At 67.6% G+C, this 16,358-nt stretch carries 15 protein-coding genes, 3 pseudogenes and 1 CRISPR repeat array; of the genes and pseudogenes, 10 read left to right on the top strand and 8 right to left on the bottom strand.

The window, feature by feature from the left end; translation table 11 throughout:
• Positions 1-365: 365 nt before the first annotated feature.
• Positions 366-636: a CRISPR direct-repeat array (repeat unit 29 nt; unit sequence GGGACCATCCCCGCGGGCGCGGGGAGCAC).
• 419 nt (positions 637-1,055) lie between these two features.
• The 3 genes and pseudogenes from RBJ77_RS15295 (at position 1,056) to RBJ77_RS15285 (ending at position 3,006) form a co-directional block, all read left to right on the top strand.
• Entirely contained in the window at positions 1,056-1,673 is a 618-nt protein-coding gene (locus RBJ77_RS15295; protein ID WP_372345527.1) for a hypothetical protein, read from the top strand.
• 68 nt (positions 1,674-1,741) lie between these two features.
• Positions 1,742-2,585 (top strand): annotated as a pseudogene (locus tag RBJ77_RS15290) (ISKra4 family transposase); the annotation flags it as partial.
• 88 nt (positions 2,586-2,673) lie between these two features.
• Positions 2,674-3,006 (top strand): hypothetical protein, encoded by a 333-nt coding sequence (locus RBJ77_RS15285; RefSeq protein WP_372345526.1) that lies wholly within the window; start codon positions 2,674-2,676, stop codon positions 3,004-3,006.
• 7 nt (positions 3,007-3,013) lie between these two features.
• Here RBJ77_RS15285 and RBJ77_RS15280 read toward each other — a convergent pair whose 3' ends face one another.
• Positions 3,014-4,054 carry a hypothetical protein gene (locus RBJ77_RS15280; protein ID WP_372345525.1) on the bottom strand — a complete coding sequence of 347 codons (1,041 nt, stop codon included), beginning with the start codon at positions 4,052-4,054 and terminating at the stop codon, positions 3,014-3,016.
• Between the two features lie 49 nt (positions 4,055-4,103).
• Here RBJ77_RS15280 and RBJ77_RS15275 point away from each other — a divergent pair, with 49 nt between their 5' ends.
• The gene (locus RBJ77_RS15275; RefSeq protein ID WP_372345524.1) at positions 4,104-4,382 is read left to right on the top strand and encodes an HNH endonuclease; all 279 of its coding nucleotides are present in this window, start codon (positions 4,104-4,106) and stop codon (positions 4,380-4,382) included.
• Positions 4,383-4,984: 602 nt separating this feature from the next.
• Positions 4,985-5,735 (top strand): annotated as a pseudogene (locus RBJ77_RS15270) (transposase family protein).
• Here RBJ77_RS15270 and RBJ77_RS15265 read toward each other — a convergent pair.
• Both RBJ77_RS15265 and RBJ77_RS15260 read right to left on the bottom strand, forming a co-directional pair.
• Positions 5,727-5,975, bottom strand: coding sequence for a DUF397 domain-containing protein (locus RBJ77_RS15265; protein ID WP_372345523.1), 249 nt, complete (start codon positions 5,973-5,975; stop codon positions 5,727-5,729). The pseudogene RBJ77_RS15270 and the gene RBJ77_RS15265 sit on opposite strands and share 9 nt — an antisense overlap.
• Positions 5,972-6,838 carry a helix-turn-helix domain-containing protein gene (locus RBJ77_RS15260; protein WP_372345522.1) on the bottom strand — a complete coding sequence of 289 codons (867 nt, stop codon included), beginning with the start codon at positions 6,836-6,838 and terminating at the stop codon, positions 5,972-5,974. The genes RBJ77_RS15265 and RBJ77_RS15260 overlap by 4 nt, the downstream gene beginning before the upstream one ends.
• A 495-nt stretch (positions 6,839-7,333) precedes the next feature.
• Between RBJ77_RS15260 and RBJ77_RS15255 the strand changes: the two genes are divergently transcribed.
• The 5 genes from RBJ77_RS15255 to RBJ77_RS15235 all read left to right on the top strand — a co-directional run bounded on the left by RBJ77_RS15255 (position 7,334) and on the right by RBJ77_RS15235 (position 11,076).
• Entirely contained in the window at positions 7,334-7,879 is a 546-nt protein-coding gene (locus tag RBJ77_RS15255; RefSeq protein WP_372345521.1) for an ATP-binding protein, read from the top strand.
• Positions 7,880-8,336: 457 nt separating this feature from the next.
• On the top strand, positions 8,337-8,480 hold the full coding sequence (locus RBJ77_RS15250; protein WP_372345520.1) for a hypothetical protein: 144 nt from the start codon (positions 8,337-8,339) through the stop codon (positions 8,478-8,480).
• 231 nt (positions 8,481-8,711) lie between these two features.
• Positions 8,712-9,392 carry a hypothetical protein gene (locus RBJ77_RS15245; protein ID WP_372345519.1) on the top strand — a complete coding sequence of 227 codons (681 nt, stop codon included), beginning with the start codon at positions 8,712-8,714 and terminating at the stop codon, positions 9,390-9,392.
• Positions 9,393-9,432: 40 nt separating this feature from the next.
• Positions 9,433-10,203 carry a transposase family protein gene (locus tag RBJ77_RS15240; RefSeq protein ID WP_372345518.1) on the top strand — a complete coding sequence of 257 codons (771 nt, stop codon included), beginning with the start codon at positions 9,433-9,435 and terminating at the stop codon, positions 10,201-10,203.
• 102 nt (positions 10,204-10,305) lie between these two features.
• Positions 10,306-11,076 (top strand): transposase family protein, encoded by a 771-nt coding sequence (locus tag RBJ77_RS15235; RefSeq protein ID WP_372345518.1) that lies wholly within the window; start codon positions 10,306-10,308, stop codon positions 11,074-11,076.
• 273 nt (positions 11,077-11,349) lie between these two features.
• Here the strand turns inward: RBJ77_RS15235 and RBJ77_RS15230 are convergent, their stop codons facing one another.
• The 5 genes and pseudogenes from RBJ77_RS15230 to RBJ77_RS15210 form a co-directional block, all read right to left on the bottom strand.
• Positions 11,350-11,820 carry a GNAT family N-acetyltransferase gene (locus tag RBJ77_RS15230; protein ID WP_372345517.1) on the bottom strand — a complete coding sequence of 157 codons (471 nt, stop codon included), beginning with the start codon at positions 11,818-11,820 and terminating at the stop codon, positions 11,350-11,352.
• A 234-nt stretch (positions 11,821-12,054) separates the two neighbouring features.
• A complete protein-coding gene (locus tag RBJ77_RS15225; RefSeq protein WP_372345561.1) occupies positions 12,055-12,690 on the bottom strand; it encodes a hypothetical protein in 636 nt (211 codons plus the stop codon).
• Positions 12,691-12,801: 111 nt separating this feature from the next.
• Positions 12,802-12,888, bottom strand: a pseudogene (locus RBJ77_RS15220) (IS5/IS1182 family transposase); the annotation flags it as partial.
• 35 nt (positions 12,889-12,923) lie between these two features.
• On the bottom strand, positions 12,924-13,658 hold the full coding sequence (locus RBJ77_RS15215) for a prepilin peptidase (protein ID WP_372345516.1): 735 nt from the start codon (positions 13,656-13,658) through the stop codon (positions 12,924-12,926).
• A 53-nt stretch (positions 13,659-13,711) separates the two neighbouring features.
• Positions 13,712-14,794 (bottom strand): hypothetical protein, encoded by a 1,083-nt coding sequence (locus RBJ77_RS15210; RefSeq protein ID WP_372345515.1) that lies wholly within the window; start codon positions 14,792-14,794, stop codon positions 13,712-13,714.
• Between the last annotated feature and the right edge of the window lie 1,564 nt (positions 14,795-16,358).

Raw genomic sequence — 16,358 nt, 5'->3', positions numbered from 1 at the left:
GCACCGGTACACGTTTCCCTGGGCCACAGCACCGACCGGTACGCGTCTCGACCCCACCCTCAAACGCGTACCGCTGCCCCACAGACGACCGGTACGCGTTCGACAACACAAGACCGTGCGCAACCGGATGAAGCCCGAGCACCCCGCAGCGATCGGCGACACCTGCCGACAGACGAGTGGCACCAGACCCCAACACCCACCCGAACGCGGCCTCCCGCCGGCGACGACAGCTCCGGCGCAACCGCCGAAGGCCAACTCGCCCCCACAGCCGCCCCCTCCAACCTGCAACAGAACATCGAGCAGGCCACCACCGGACACAACGCCCGCAGCAGTCAACGCCTACCGCGACGGCCGCATCACGATCAGGGTCCATCCCCGCGGGCGCGGGGAGCACCCGGCGGGCGGCACCCGGCGCACAGCGACACCGGGACCATCCCCGCGGGCGCGGGGAGCACCCGTGGACCCCCGCGAACGGCGGCCCGTGAGGGACCATCCCCGCGGGCGCGGGGAGCACTCCAGGCCCTCCAGGGCTCCCACCTTGGCCAGGGAACCATCCCCGCGGGCGCGGGGAGCACCCGGGGCAGCGGTGCCGGCGTACGACCTTGATGGGACCATCCCCGCGGGCGCGGGGAGCACTCTTCGTGACCTGCATTATTACTCGACCACGGCACCGCTCAGGGACACTTTCGCTGACTCCGACATTAGGGACATCGTGGAGACGGATGGCACCTTCCACCGCAGCATCGGCGTTTGGCGGCCTTGCTCCAGCCCTTCTTCGGCTCGAAGGGGCTCGAGTCAGCATCTCGCTCCGGCCGGTGGATGAGGGTCAGGCCCTGGTGATCCGATGGGTGCCAGGCGTGGTCGTGGGCCTCAAAGCTAATACCCTGCTCGTTGTTGGTGGTGTGTGCGAGCAGAGCACCCCCGCCCTTGACCCGCGTTCCGAGCGTCACTTCAGAGGATCCGCACCCAACTCACTTTGCAGGCAACGTGGTCGCGGGGTTGGCAAGCTACTCAATCGGGTGCGGTTCCTCTCGGGGGATGCCTGAGCTGGGGTGATGCCGTCGCTGATGCTTTCGGAGTGCGTCGTCTCTACCTTGGTGGTGGAGGAGGGGTGTCCGATGGGTTCATTGTTCGAGGAGTTGGAGGCCCGGGAGTCCGCTGCCCGTGTCCAGGTGGAGGGGCTCGAGGCCAAATTGGCCGAGGTGGCGGACCGGTTGGACAGTGCCCGGGAGATCTTGAGAATGCTGCAGATCGCGCGGGAAACGGTGGCCGAGGTGATGGCCGAGATGTCAGCGGCCCCGTCACTGGCGTCTGACGTCGACGATGTGCCGTCGAGAGATGACGTACCGGGTGCTGAGCCCGCGACCCCGTATGCGGGTGCGGAGCGACGGATGGTCGGGGTGTTGTCGGTGCCCAACTGGCAGCCGGGGATGGGGATAGAGGTGTTGCCGACGGCGTATCGCGACATCATCGAGGTGGTCCAGGACGCTCCGGAACCAGTACGAGCCAAGCAGGTCGTGCCGAGGATCGGGCTGCCCGCCGAGGTGGGGAAGATCGAGACGACGCGCGCGAAACTGAAGCGGCTGGCGGCCAGGGGCTGGCTGGAAGAGGGAGATCCCGGACTGTTCACCGTGGCTCACCACCGCACGGACGGGTCTGTCAACTCCTCGTAGGCGAGGGGCTCTTCTCACTACATTCGAAGGTGCCACCCAATCGATGCAGCCCGAGAAGAGCCCCGGAGATGACATCGTATGACGCACGCACGGGTGCTGACCCGTTTGCCTGCTCGGTCAGTGCCTTCGAGTCGCTGAACACGCACCTTGTCAGGCGAAGCTGCGGCCTCGTGGACCCATGCCGAGCTGGAAGAACATCTGGATGAAGCGGGCCGGCTCCTGCTGCGGCAGCTTCTGCAGGACCACTTGGACCTGTGGGCCCGCCGCGAAGAAGAAGCCATACGAGGGGGTAATTGCCCGCCCGGCATCGGCGCGGACGGGCTCGTGCGCCCGTGGCGGGAGCGTGTCGCCTATCGCGGGCCGGGCCAGGCCAACGTCCATCCGGCCGATGCCGTGTTATCGCTGCCAGCGGGCCGGCACTCAATGAGCCTGCGCCGGCTCGCTGCACTGGAGGCGGCGAGAGGCTCGTTCGACCAGGCACAGGCCGCGATCGAGCGGCGCTGCGGAAGAGTCCTGGGCAAGCGCCGACTTGAACAGCTCGTGGCCGCTGCCTGCGGCGACGTCGATGGCTTCTACCGTCAGCATCCGCCGATCCCCTCCAGCAGGGACGTCTTGCTGGTCATCGAGGCCGACGGCAAGGGGGTAGTCATGCGGCCGGAAGCACTGCGACCGGCCACCCAGAAAGCCCGGCTCGCCGCCCCGGGAGGGCATCGCAGCCGGCTCGCGCCGGGCGAGAAGCCCAACCGCAAGCGGATGGCCACCGTGGCCTGCGTCTTCGATGCCGTCGCGGCGCCGAGAAGGCCACACGATGTCATCCATCCGCCCGGCGGCCGCACTGGAATGCGTCGGCCCCGCCCCGGGCCGACCGCGATACGCAAGTGGTGCACCGCCTCCCTGGTCCACCCGCCGGAGATCAATTCCTCGCGAGGAGGCCGTCATCCGGCGGCTCTCCTCGCGCCCACCCATCTCGTCAGCGCAGCCGATTCGCCCAAGAAACGCCGTGCACAACCCACTTGAGCCGCGCCGCCCCGACGCGGCCATCCCTCCCCCCGTCCAGCGGCCCGTCGGCATCACCGCCGACGGGCAGTACATCTACCCCCTGCCTCCCGCCGCCCCTATCCCGCAGCAGGGCCCGCTCGTCGCCCGGCCGTGGGGCGCGTACATCGCAGGCGGCTGCCTAGGCATCGTCGCACTGGCACTCCTGGCCGCGATCGTCCTGGCGCTCGTCTTCGGCTTCGCGCTGCTCATGCTCGTACTCGCCCTGGCCGCCGTCGCGTTGACGATCTGCCTGTTGGTGCTGCGCAACATGTGGCGCGACAGCCAACGGAGTTGACTGCCCTTCACCTGACGGACTGGAGAGCTGCACGCAAGCGCCCCGGCCCATCGCCGTAGACCACAGCAAGTATCAGGAGCCCGCAGGATGCAATCACGTATGGAGCGAAGACGTCTGGAAGCCCCATCCATGAAATGCCCGCGCCTGCCGCGCCAAGGAGTACGACCGTTGCGATGAATCTGACGACTGGACGATCAGGCACCGGCTTCACTCCTGCGACTTCATCCTCATCAAGCAGCGCCCCCAACTTCCCCTCGGAGTAACGCTCTGAGATCATGAGGATCGCCTCAGCCAATTCGCGAAGCCCCGCACGAGGGGCCACGTCGATGGATGCCTCAAGCTGCTGAAGCCGAGCCACAACCTGCCCGGCATGCCGCCTGAGCTGCTTACGGCGATGAGATCGCCAGGTCAGCAGGCCGCGTGTCCGTTGGGCTCGGTAGATGGCCCTGGACACAAGCCGCACGTGGACGCACACCTGCCGGTACTCACGGATCGACCGGTCACCCGACGATCGGTGAGCCTTCGCTATCGCCTGGACCGCCTTCGCGCAGGTGAGCGGGAGCCGATAGCGCCGAGCGCGTTCCACGACCGATCCGGACTGGCGCCCCATTGAGTACCAAATGGGCCACCCAGCCATGAGCGATGCCCCGATAACAAACGCGGCCAGGAGTGCGACCGCAAGAACCAGTATTGGCACGTAGGTGGCAATACCAAATGACAGTCTGAACCCGGCAGGTAAGGCATCAACCTGCTTCACGACCGGGTCGATCAGCGACCCGCCCTCACCTTGCTCCTCCCCCGGGTAGTTGAACACCATGTCGGCAAACAGCCCCAGCACGGCGGCGCACAAGACCCAGGAGGCCGGGATCAGGATCACCTTCAAGGCCGGAACGAGGCGCCGACTTAGACCTGAAATCCTGAATGCGACACAAATCCCTTTGGGTGGCCTTGCTCCAATGCCAAGCTGCACCATCGCCCGGCCAAGCGCCTGGACCTCGTGCTCCGCCCATTCGGTACCGCGGGCCAGCCGCCAGAAGGTGGATGTCATGCGCGGGATCTTGCCAGGGCGGCCACCGGAGCGAAGGGGGAATCAGGGCATGGGCAAGCATGACGGGCGATCAGGCCGCCGCTGGCGACGCGCCGTCGCGCAGCTCAAGTCCGAGTCGCTGCCCATCTGCTGGATCTGCGGATACGACATCGACATGACGCTGCCGCACCTGCATCCGCGCGCGTGGACTGCCGAGCACGTTCAGCCTCTGTCCGCTGGTGGCGATCCCTACGATCCCGATAACCTGCGCCCCGCGCACCGTGGCTGCAACAGCCGCAAGGGCAACGGGCCACCGCCGATCCCGCCGCGCGGATCACACCGCTGGTGATCTCAGCCCCGATGAATGGCCATACATCAACTATTCATTCGCACTGCCGCAGCGATCACTCAGCGGGCGGATACCTATGCACCAACCCGGGATCGTTTATACAGGACCCAGGGGGGTGGGTCGCCAGCGTGATCAAATCACCGGTCGACCACCGCGTTTATTGGCCTAATTTCCCTCTAGGTTTTCGCAGGTCAAAGGCATGATCGAGGATCGGATTCAGTGACAAGTTCCGCATAATCGAGCGTCAACCAACCACGCACGAAGGTCGTGCATAAATCACTGCATAAACGATCTCCCTGCGTCGTGCATAAATATCTCTCGTAGTGGCTACAGCGACGATCCACGCAATTTACCGAAAGGGAACTTGCTGCACGCGGACTTGCCGTTCACGCAACCTCACATCGCACCTCTTGAGAAGGATCAACTCTGGCTGACCGCAAGGTCATACGGTGTGGTCATGTCCACGGTGTAGAGCAGCTCCCCGCACTGAGCCGTTTCCAAGCTGGCGTTGCTGACCGTGAGTTGGACAGTCCTGCACACGAGTGAAGCTCCTGGTAGACGGGTTCTCGACCAAGATCACCCGTGTCCGCCAGGAGCTTCGGGTGCTTGTCTACCCGTCCTCGATTGATCTGTCCAGCCGCACCCTGCGGTTCCTGACGGGGCAACTGACCGTGAGGCGGCAGGAGATCGGGACGCGGTGGCGACGTCTGTCCGCCGCACGTCAGGCGTTGCTCGCCCTGGCTTGCGGTGCGGTGACACCTATGCCCAGCTCGCCGCCGGGTTCGGCATCGGGATCGCAACCGTCTACCGCTACGTACGGGAAGCCGTCGAGGCCCTGGCCGCCCTCGCCCCGACCCTGACCGAGGCGATGAAGACCGTCCGGGCGAAGGCGTTCGTCCTCCTCGACGGCACCCTGCTGCCCATCGACCGCATCGCCGCCGACACCCCGTACTACTCCGGGAAACACAAACGTCACGGCATGAACGTCCAGGTTCTCACCGATCCGTTCGGCCGTCTGCTCTGGGCCTCGCCGGCTTTGCCCGGTTCGACCCACGACCTCACCGCCGCCCGGCAGCACGGGATCATCGACGCCCTCGCCGAGGCGGGAGTCAAATGCTGACCGATAGGGCGTATGAAGGCGCGGGCGGGCCCGTCCGCGTCCCGTTCCGAGGCCGCCGGCTCAAGCGATGGAAGCGTCGCCACAACACCACTCACGCCAAGATCCGCTGTGTCGGTGAGCGAGCCATGGCCACCCTCAAAGGCTGGCGGGTCCTGCGAAAACTCCGCTGCAGCACCAACCGCATCACCAACGTGGTGAAGGCCGTCCTCGTCCTTCACCACGCATCAGCGTGAGGTTGGAAAGGGCTCACTGGTGCCACCGGACTTCACCATACCGATGAAGGCCATGTAAGTGGCTCGAGGAAGAAGCAGAGCGGGGCCGCTCTTGTCCTTCGAGTCCCGAAGGCCGACCTCGGCGCCTCGATCCGCAACCTCCAGGCAGTTCCCACCACCTTGGTCGCTGTACGTCGACTTGGACCACGCCCCTTCCGGAGCGAACTCCGTGGAGGGAACGGGCCGTGTGTGATCAGTCATTTCCACAGTTTCTTTTCGAGTTCCATCAAAAATGACGGCGTATGGGAAGGCCCCGGAGCCGCCTTAACCATGGCATCGAACTGCCTTTGGTACTGTCCAACATCGGATGCCTTCGACCACATGGTGATGGATCTGTATCCGTCGCCCTGGACCACTGGGTCCAGCTCATCGAAATCCAGCACCGTGAAGCTGAAACCCGCTCGGTAGGTGGCCAGATCTTCGGGAATGATCTGTACCTCGACGTTGTCCTGCTCAATGAGGCGGATGATCTCCTCGTACTGGGCGCGCATGACCTCAGCGCTACCGATCTTCGTGCGCAGCGTGTTCTCAGTCAGGATGATGTGGACTTCGCGGTCACCGTCCAGCAACTGCTTCCGCTCCATGCGGGCCTGCACACTGCCCTCAACGGCGTCCGTCGTCCGTTCCTCCACGACCTTGGCCGAGCCCATGAGCGCTCTCGCATACTTCTCGCCCTGGAGGAGGCCATGTACCACGTTGTTCTCAAAGCCGCGGATGCGCACCGATTCACGCTCCAAGCCGAGGTACCGAGGCATGCCGGAGGGCAGCACGTTTCGGAACGTCGTTAACGGTTCGCTCTTCAGCGAGTCGCGCTGCATCTGGAGCAGAACATCTCGATCGCTCGGCTCTATAACGTCGTACTCGTCCATCAACGCTTCGAGGTCCCCCAGCTTCGGCAGAGGGATCTCGCCGGCCTCGACTCGACTCAGCTTCGATCGTGAGAAGCCCAGCTTCGTCGAGACGGCTTCAGCGGTATAGGACTCCATCTCTCCGTTGCTGGGAGTCGTCTCCTCCGCGTCTTTCTTCTTCCGCTCACGCAGTTCGCGCAACTCTTTCCCGAGCATGACCCGGAGGTACGTCGGTCCACGTCGTGCCGCCACCTGTCCCCCTCACTTCGCTGTGCTGTCCGACATGTCGACCCCTCTGTCGCCCAGGACGATGTGTCTGTCCATCAGTAAGAGGGCGCTGCCCGGAGTCTGGCATGGCCTGTCCTCTCTGCAACACCCCCTGTCCACTAAGGGGCACATGCCAGTTCGCGCTCCTTGGCGGATTCTCTTGAATGTTAACTAGGGCGCGCAGCAAGCTAGTTCAGCGATCGAGGGCCGGTGCCTGGCGACTTTGGGGCGTACCCCCTGAACGCCTTCGGTCCTGCACCCATGAGTGCTTCCGTTCACGGCCAGCTCGGAGCAGGGCCGTACCGGCGCCCTCACTGCCCAAAGACGAAGCCGAGGTGAGCTACGCGCCAGAACGTCACCACCCACAGGGGCCTTACTCAGATATGCGCCGATCGCCAGCGCAACGCCGATATCCCTGTCCATCGCCATTCGCGGGAGACCCTCATGCCCTCCTCCACCGGCAAGTCCAGCATCACCAGGTCCGTGCACTTGGAAGCCCTTGATCAACAAAGCGGACAACCGCCGTGCCAGTCCCCGCCCAAGCGCCCAGCGCCGGCGCACGTCTCGGCGTCGAGGGTCACTGCCGCTGGGAAGCGAGAGGCGCATGTGGTGCCGCATCTCCGCAATGTCGCAGCAGCTTGGCTGCGGCACTCGTGCGGCATGCCGGAGGAACGCGTGCAGGACGTCCTGGTGGTCCACTCCGAGTTGCTCACGAACGCCGTGCTGCACGGCCGGGGTCACTCGGTGCGCTATCGAAGCTGGTCCCCGCAGCCGGGCTTGATCCGCTTCGAGATCGACGACGGGACGGAAACCGAGGAGCCCCAGCCACAAGAGGTCTCGCCGCTGGCCGAGTCCGGCCGCGGTCTGCTGCTGGTTTCCCTGTTCGTCAAGGAGCTCGGCGGCCGCTGGGGCTTCATTGAGCACGGCACCACCGGCTGGTGCTGGCTGCCTATCCACGACCGGCCCGCAAGCGGGCGGAGGCAGTCGTGAAGGCCGCACCCATTATCGAGGCGTCAGTGACAGGGGCGCCACCGGGCACGCCCGTTACCGTGTATGCCTGTCTGGCCAAGGTTCCCTTCCGAAATTCGGCGCTGCATGGAGTCGAGGACCTCGTCCGCCGGCGCAGGTGGGTGTCGGTCGGGGCCTTCATCGATATCCCAGGGGTCGCCTCTCCGGCCGGCGAGCGGCCCGCGCGAGCCAAGTCCTTGGCCCTGGCATCACGGGGCGCGGCGCCGGATGTCGTGGCGCCGAGGTATTCGATGCGCTGGCATGGCCCGGATGAGCACGCCGCATTGACCATCTGGCAGGCAGGCATCGGCGCGTGGGTGTCGAGCCCGTGGAACACCGCGGACGTCGGCGCTCGGCTGGGCCCGTTACGTCCGGTGCGGGCGAGATCGTGATGGCGGGTGTGCCCCGGCGTCGGGCGCGAGGGCGTCAGCTTTTGCGGGTGCCGCGGCTGCGGTGGGTGATACGTCATCCGCTGCGCTACCTGGCCACGCTCGGCTTCGGCCCCGTCCAGCTCATCCTGCTGCCGGCCCTGGTCGGCGCCATCGCCCTCCTGGTGATGACACTGAGGCCGCATGCCTCCTGAGCCGGGGCCCCCGATGCAGGTCGGCGCCACGTCTCGTCTGCGTCCGGTCGCGCTTCTGTGGGGGAGGTCGCGGCCGGCCACTCGCTCCGCCCGCTACCAGAGGCGGGCGGTGCAAGACCCGGATGCGGCCCTGCCACAAGGGTCCTGTCCGGACGGGCGTGTGGGGAGGTGTCCTCCCCCGCCGTCTCCCCACACGCCACCACCCACCGGTTTTCCGTGAAAGGAAACCTCATGGCCACCAGCGCGGGCCTCACCGTCCCGTACATCACCGTCCGGCACGGCGAGACACCCGACCTCGAGCGACACCTGTGCGTCCGCCCCGGCCCCGACGGCCGACAGCGACTCGCCTGGATCAACGAAGGTCCCGGGGACCGCGATCTGCGCGGCGTGCTGTGGGGCCGGGTCTCCCAGGAGCTGGGCATCGACCGCCGCCCGGAGGGAACACCGCGGTGGCGGCTGGTCCATCCCGCCCGGCAGCGCGAGACCATGCTCTACCTCCAGTGCCAGGTGTGCGTGACCCGGGTGCGCGACGTGCACCGCCAGAGCACGCCGGCTGCGCGACCTGGCGTGCTGTTCCTGGCCGCCCAGGGAGCCGATCTCAAAGCCCCGGTGCGCATCGCACAGCCGCCCGTGTGTGTCGAGCACGCACGCCTGTCCGCACACAGCTGCACCCACCTGGTCCGCCACGGGCACATCGCACTGCTGGCCCGCCGGTATCGCCTCTACGGCGTGATCGGCACGCCCTACGAGCTGACGCTCCAGGGACTGCGCCCGCTACCGGCCGACGACACTCCCCTCCCCTACGGCGACCCGCGGCTGGACTGGTTCCTCGCCTCCCAACTGGTCCGCGAACTGGACGACTTCGAGACCGTGGACCTGGCCGACCTCACAGCCACCACCTGGAGTTCTTAAAGGGTGTTGCACAAGGCCGTGGACTGGGCATTTCCGTTGTATGGCTGGGGTGTTGAGGGCTGAACGGGTGTGGGTGGAGACGTTCACAGGGCTGTCGATGACGCGGTTCGGGCGGCTGCTGAGGACGGTGCGGGACCGGGGCGGCAACGGCACCCTGCGGGGCCGGCCGTGGAGCCTGCCCCTGCCCGAACGGGTGCTGGTGGTGGCCGTGTACTACCGCACGAACCTGACCATGCGGCAGCTCGGCCCGCTCTTCGGCATCTCGTCCTCGACGGTGTGCCGGGTGATCCAGAAGCTGGGCCCGCTGCTGGCCCTGGAGCCCGTCGTCCGGCCGGCCGACGCCGCGGACCGGCTGTGGATCGTGGACGGCACCCTGGTCCCGGTCCGCGACCGACAGGTCGGCTCCTCCAGCCGCAACTACCGGTTCTCGGCGAACGTGCAGGTCATCGTGGACGCCGACACCCGCCTCGTGATCGCCGCGTCCCGGCCGGTGCCGGGCACCACCGCGGACGCGCACGCCTGGCGGAACTCCGGCCTGGCCGAGCACTGCCGGGGCGTGACCGTGCTGGCCGACGGCGCCTACCTCAATTGCGGCATGATCACCCCGCACCGCAAACGCCCCCGACGCCCGCTGCTGCCAGGCGAAGAGGCCGACAACGCCGCCCACCGCACGGTCCGGGCCCGCGTCGAGCACGTGATCGGCCGGATGAAGAACTACAAGATCCTCCGCGACTGCCGGCAACACGGCGACGGCCTCCACCACGCCGTCCAGGCCGTCGCCCAGATGCACAACCTCGCCCTCGCATCATGACCAGAGAACCGCCCTCACCCGCCCTGACCTGCCCGAACACGGCCTTGTGCAACACCCTTTAAAGGGTGTTGCACAAGGCCGTGGACTGGGCATTTCCGTTGTATGGCTGGGGTGTTGAGGGCTGAACGGGTGTGGGTGGAGACGTTCACAGGGCTGTCGATGACGCGGTTCGGGCGGCTGCTGAGGACGGTGCGGGACCGGGGCGGCAACGGCACCCTGCGGGGCCGGCCGTGGAGCCTGCCCCTGCCCGAACGGGTGCTGGTGGTGGCCGTGTACTACCGCACGAACCTGACCATGCGGCAGCTCGGCCCGCTCTTCGGCATCTCGTCCTCGACGGTGTGCCGGGTGATCCAGAAGCTGGGCCCGCTGCTGGCCCTGGAGCCCGTCGTCCGGCCGGCCGACGCCGCGGACCGGCTGTGGATCGTGGACGGCACCCTGGTCCCGGTCCGCGACCGACAGGTCGGCTCCTCCAGCCGCAACTACCGGTTCTCGGCGAACGTGCAGGTCATCGTGGACGCCGACACCCGCCTCGTGATCGCCGCGTCCCGGCCGGTGCCGGGCACCACCGCGGACGCGCACGCCTGGCGGAACTCCGGCCTGGCCGAGCACTGCCGGGGCGTGACCGTGCTGGCCGACGGCGCCTACCTCAATTGCGGCATGATCACCCCGCACCGCAAACGCCCCCGACGCCCGCTGCTGCCAGGCGAAGAGGCCGACAACGCCGCCCACCGCACGGTCCGGGCCCGCGTCGAGCACGTGATCGGCCGGATGAAGAACTACAAGATCCTCCGCGACTGCCGGCAACACGGCGACGGCCTCCACCACGCCGTCCAGGCCGTCGCCCAGATGCACAACCTCGCCCTCGCATCATGACCAGAGAACCGCCCTCACCCGCCCTGACCTGCCCGAACACGGCCTTGTGCAACACCCTTTAGCCTGGTGCTTTCGTGACCGGCGGGCCCGCGGCGTGCTATTGAGGTACGGAGTGCCTCTGGACAGGGAGGATGAACCTCTCCAGGCCTTGGTCGCCGTCGAGAACGTTGCACTCCTGAGGTGAAGCCGAGGGAACAGTGCCTGAGCCCAGAAGACTCACCTGCACAATGTCGTCACGTTGGCCGGACGAGAGGCCAGCGAGGGCTCTCTCGCTCAGTTCAGCGTCAAGTGCACGACATCGATCTCCTGGCCCCGAGCTCGCGCGAAGTGACGGCTGCGCCCCGTCATGACGAAGCCGCACTTCTCAAGTACGCGGATGGAACCGGCGTTGTCAGCAGCGGCGGTGGCGTGCAGCGGCCGGGTCCCCTCCAGCTCGATCAGCTCAGCGAGCGCCTGCGAGGCGATGCCTCGACCCCAGTGGGCCCGCCCGATGACATAAGAGACCTCCCGCTCGGAGGGCGACCCGGCTACGGCGGCATGCCCCGCCACGACACCGTCGGCGAGAACGGTTCGCAGGAGCCTTGCTGGATCGGACCGTACTTTGGCCCAGTACTCGTCGAAGTGGCCACGGTCGTAGTGGTACTTCCTCGTAGCAGCCGCCATGTGCTGCATTTCTGGGTCCGTCAGGTGCTCCCAGAAGATGGGCAAGTCAAGGTCCTGAGTTTCACGCAGGGATATCTCCACGGTGCCGTGTCATCTCCGCAAGATCGCTGTCAGGGTGGTGGGCTCAGCCTAACCTCGGGCGTTATGAACGAGCTCGTCCATGCCTTGACTCCCTGGAGACCGTCGTACGGATGCGGCAGGAGGCCGGATACCCGATCGAGACATCACGGGCGAGATCGAACGCATCCGGACCCGAGCCTTCGACGCCGCCGCCCGCCTCGCCGACGCTACCGGCGACAACAAGGCCGTACGTGACTAACTTGGACTGCCCGAAGCAGCCCCCGAGATCCCGGAAGTTCCACTCGTGCCGACGCCCGGCGCCCCGGAGGAACCGGAGGACGAAGACGACTGGCCTGGCAGCGGCTGGTCCTCTTGGAGCGCATCCATCACCAGCACCAGACGCTTCAGCGAGCGGACACGCTTCGGGCGCCGCCACCACGCCGTGAAGTACAGGTTCTGTGCAGCCCCGGCGAGTTCGAGGAGCGCCGTCAGCTTGTCGGCCTCACTGCGCTCGGAGATCCACACCATGCGCGACGTGAACGCGAACCTGATCGCCACCTCGCGCAGCACGAACACGAAGGTCAGCGGGGCAGTGCTGTCGGCCAGCTCCTCCGTGGCTTTGCTCAACTGCTGCCGCCACCGCGCCCCTTCACGTTCGAGGCCGTCCCGCACCGCAGCAGTCGCCTCCTGCGGGATGGCCAGGCTATTCAGGAGCGAGCCGGTGACCAGGACGGTGAGGATCGCGGTCCCGAACCGCTCGCGTGCTTGATGGCCAGCCTGAATACGCCGGTTTCGGGCTTCGAGCCGCGGCACGACGGTCAGGCTCGCCACGGTCGTGGTGAGGACGGCGGTGACGACGGCGATGAGGAGAGTGCTGAGCCAGTTGGGCATGAGGTGCAGTGTGGGCTCCCGCGGTGCGCCGCAAGGCCAGTTCCGACAATCTGCGCCGATCACCTGCAGTGAGCGCGACTGTGCCCGCCACGGCCGGGATTCTCTCGAACAGGGCATCAGCTGGGTGACGTCGTTGCGGTGGCCGTCGGTCAGCGACACCGCGAGCGGGACTCCCTGCTCGCCGGTGATCACGTGGTGCTGGCGGCAGCCCCCTGGTCGCCCGACTGGCTGCCTCACGCGAGGACGCCGCCGAGGGTGAGGCCAACCAGGGTTCCGAGAAGGAGCGGCGGCCCGAACGGCAAGGCTGTCGTGCCGGTTGCTTTGCGGCGTGCCAGCAGGGTGATCCCGTGGACGCCGGCGATGAGGTAGCCCGCGAAGACGCCGAGGACCAGGGCGCGCCAGCCGTACCAGCCGAGTACTGCGCCGACGGTGAGGGCGAGTTTGACGTCGCCGAACCCCATCGCCTTGGGACTGGCCAGGAACATGAGGAAGAAGACGGCTGCCAGCCCCGGCCCACCCACCACCGAGCCGGTCCACGAACCGCCCTCTCCTGGCAGGAGGCTGACCGCGCCGAGCAAGGCTGGCGCGGCTGCGGCGAGCGGCAGGGTCAACACGTCCGGGAGCCGGTGCACGCGGGCGTCGATGACAGCGAGGAGCACTGCGATGGGGGCCAGCAGCAGCTGGGCGAGAAGCTCCGGGTGTGGCTGGGTGGCCGCCGCGAGCAGGCCGCAGATGAGGGCTGTGGCGGCGGGGAGGGCTGTGTGGCTCAGGGGGGTGCTGTGGGTGCGGGGCCGGCAGGGGCAGGGTGGTGCGGTGAGCCAGCCGCGCGCGCCGCCCGGCAGGGGGTGCCCGTCCGGGCAGTGCCGGTGCCATTCGGTGCCGGCCGGGACGGACATCCGGTAGGCGGCGGGCCGTATCAACCAACCTGCCGCCGCTCCCCACACCATGGCCGCCGCTACGGTCCACATCACAGGCCTCCCCCGGCTGTTGACGCTCCCACATTGTGGATCACATCGTGGCGTCAGTCGCCTGCCTGGCGGCTGCGGCAGGCGGGGCAGAGTTCGCCGGGGGCGCCGACGGGGCGTCCGCACAGGCCGTCCTGGCCCGGGCACTCCGGCCGCGGCGCCGCCGGCCCGGGTTCCGGGCAGCGCGCGTGCTCGATGGCGTCCCCGGCTGCGGGTGGTGCCTGCGCGGTGGTGCGGGCATGGTCGGCCCTGGCGGCGAGCTGGGCGAGTTGCCGCAGGCGGGCGGCGACGAGTGCGGCCAGCGAGTGGGTGCGCTGTGCGGGCGGCGGATAGGGGCGGCCGGTGAGGGCTTCCCGGAGGTGCTCACGGCTCACCCCGCCCTCCAGGAGCCTGCCGACCAGCGCAGCCTGGTCGGTGAGCGTGCTGCCGGTGGCCAACGCGGCCTGCAGTTCGGGGTGGTGACGGGCGATCGCCAGCAAGGCTGCCTCGCCCCGGGCCGTGACCGCGCCAGGCGTCCCTCCCGTTCGTTCCGGCATGCTCGGCCGGGATGGAGGGAGGGGGTTGGTGTTCTGGTAGTTGGTCTTCTTGAAGTTCTTGTTCTTCTTATGTGTCGGATTTACCAACGTAGGCTCAGCCAACGTAGGGAAATCCGACTTAGGTTCTGACCTGCGCTGTTCCGGCACCCCGTCCAGGGACGGATTTTCCGGCGTAGGCGGTGACCTGCGGGAACTCGCTTCGCCCGCGCCCGGCTCATCAGCGGCGCTCCGGGGCAGTTGAGGAGGGGGCACAGACAGGCTTACGCCGTCGGGCATGTCGGTGATGACGTACCGCGTCTCGCCCAGCCGTCCCCCTTCCGCGCGGACGCGATGGCGGAGCAGGTAGCCGTGCTGCTCCAGCTCGCGCAACCCGGCCCGCAGGGCGTCGCGTTTCTCCGGGCCGCCGGCGAGGAGCATCTCCAGCGAGATGCCGTACCCCTCGCGGTGGCTGAGGAGTTCGACCAACAGGCCGCGGGCGCGACGGGACAACCGCCGGTCCCGCACCGCCTGGTTGAAGACCGTCGTGTAATGCGCGCCGAGCACATCGCTTGCCATCGGACCGCGCTGGATCAACCCGCCAAATCCCTGCTGCGCACCGCTCATCGCCACTCCTTCCAACCGGGATCCGCAGCCACCAACAGCAGCGGATCATGGGGCCCGTAGAGGAAGTTCACGCCCCAGGGCGTACCGGAACGCGTACCGATGCCCGCAGCCCGCGATCACATTTCCATCACCTTCTGTAATCGCTCACCCGGTATGCAGACCGGTACGCACAATCGCGCACCAGCCGACCGGACGGACTGCGCACCAGCTGCGCACCGGCTCTGCGGGCCGACTGCGCAGATTCGCCGACCGCTGCGCAGTCGATTGCGCACCGCCGCAGCCAGTCGGTGCGCAACGTCCAGTCGCAGCCCCCGCGGGTGCCGATCCGACCGGTGCGCAGTGAGCTCGCGCACCACGGCGACGGCGTCGGTGCGCAGTGGAGTTGCGCACCGATGGGGCGCTCCGGTGCCGCAACTGCGCACGCCCGAGGACCGGTACGCGTACGGATTTCCAACGCGTACCGGTCGCCTGCCCTGACGCCGGTGCGAACGGCCGGGCCGCTGCCCGATCGAGGCGCGACGCCCGAGCCTCATCGGTGGCCGGTACGCGTTTTCAGGTACACCGGAAACGCGTACCGAAACGCGTACCAGTCAGCGCCTCTGCCCAGGTCACCGGCCATCCGTTGACTCCCAGAACCATTGCGGCCAGGTCGCCGTGGCCGGCACCGGTCTGCGCTTGGAACGGGCTCCAAAGGTCGACCGGTACGCCTTTCACGGGGCACGGAAAACGCGTACCGGTGCCCTGCACCAGGACGGTACGCCTTGGCGTAGCACTCTGTGCGCAGCTGGCAGCGACAAGACTTGCGCAGTGCTCCGCGGAGCAGGGCCGGGGTGCTGCGCAATCTGGCCGGCAGGGTTGCGCAGTGGCCTCTGGCAGCGGTGCACTGCGCAGCCCAGACGGGTGCCCGACGGCACTGCGCAATACCACTGCGCACCTCACCCCGGCCCCGTGCGCACGACGACGCCCACAGCTGCGCACCGGTCCGTCACAGCGCCGGAAAGCCGGTGCGCACCACAGCGCCATCCGACTGCACACCCCCATGGCAGGACGAGACGCAGCCGCGCGGCATCCCCTGCACCGCACGGCATCGGCCACGCAGAGTGAAGCCACACCGGCCCGTCCAGCAGCACTCCCCTCGCCCCGTGCCGTCACCACTGTCACGCTGACGGAGCGTGAGCGTGACAGCGCCGGTGGCAGGCTTACCTCTCCGTCTGAGAGGACCACCTGGTCGGGTGTCACCGATTCCACGGTGCGGCCGAGTCGCTGCTCGACGCCCAGGGCGCCGACGACGGACTCGATGTAGGGGCGGGGACCGGGTCCGAGTTCAGGGCCAAGGGTGTCGGCGCGGTCGACGATCACGACGCGTACCTCGTCGCTCATGCCGTGGGGATCGGCGATGCGGTGAAGGCGCTCTCCCATGGCTGTGGCGACCTCGAGCCCGGTGAAGCCCGATCCCGGTGCCGAGGACATGCCCGAAGCTTCGCGGCGCGGCCTGCCGATCAGGCGGCCGGTTACCGGTTCGAGATGATCAAGAGTCCGGAAGGTGCCCTTCCACGACGCTGGG

The sequence above is a fragment of the Streptomyces sp. KL116D genome (genome assembly GCF_030766975.1).
GTDB lineage: Bacteria > Actinomycetota > Actinomycetes > Streptomycetales > Streptomycetaceae > Streptomyces > Streptomyces longispororuber_A.
This window is presented reverse-complemented; position numbering and strand designations above follow the sequence as displayed.

Coding starts and splice junctions, on each gene's coding strand:
- RBJ77_RS15295 (WP_372345527.1), top strand. CDS start 1,056: ATGCCGTCGCTGATGCTTTCGGAGTGCGTCGTCTCTACCTTGGTGGTG.
- RBJ77_RS15280 (WP_372345525.1), bottom strand. CDS start 4,054: ATGACATCCACCTTCTGGCGGCTGGCCCGCGGTACCGAATGGGCGGAG.
- RBJ77_RS15275 (WP_372345524.1), top strand. CDS start 4,104: ATGGGCAAGCATGACGGGCGATCAGGCCGCCGCTGGCGACGCGCCGTC.
- RBJ77_RS15265 (WP_372345523.1), bottom strand. CDS start 5,975: ATGACTGATCACACACGGCCCGTTCCCTCCACGGAGTTCGCTCCGGAA.
- RBJ77_RS15260 (WP_372345522.1), bottom strand. CDS start 6,838: ATGCTCGGGAAAGAGTTGCGCGAACTGCGTGAGCGGAAGAAGAAAGAC.
- RBJ77_RS15255 (WP_372345521.1), top strand. CDS start 7,334: ATGCCCTCCTCCACCGGCAAGTCCAGCATCACCAGGTCCGTGCACTTG.
- RBJ77_RS15245 (WP_372345519.1), top strand. CDS start 8,712: ATGGCCACCAGCGCGGGCCTCACCGTCCCGTACATCACCGTCCGGCAC.
- RBJ77_RS15240 (WP_372345518.1), top strand. CDS start 9,433: ATGGCTGGGGTGTTGAGGGCTGAACGGGTGTGGGTGGAGACGTTCACA.
- RBJ77_RS15235 (WP_372345518.1), top strand. CDS start 10,306: ATGGCTGGGGTGTTGAGGGCTGAACGGGTGTGGGTGGAGACGTTCACA.
- RBJ77_RS15225 (WP_372345561.1), bottom strand. CDS start 12,690: ATGCCCAACTGGCTCAGCACTCTCCTCATCGCCGTCGTCACCGCCGTC.
- RBJ77_RS15215 (WP_372345516.1), bottom strand. CDS start 13,658: ATGTGGACCGTAGCGGCGGCCATGGTGTGGGGAGCGGCGGCAGGTTGG.
- RBJ77_RS15210 (WP_372345515.1), bottom strand. CDS start 14,794: ATGAGCGGTGCGCAGCAGGGATTTGGCGGGTTGATCCAGCGCGGTCCG.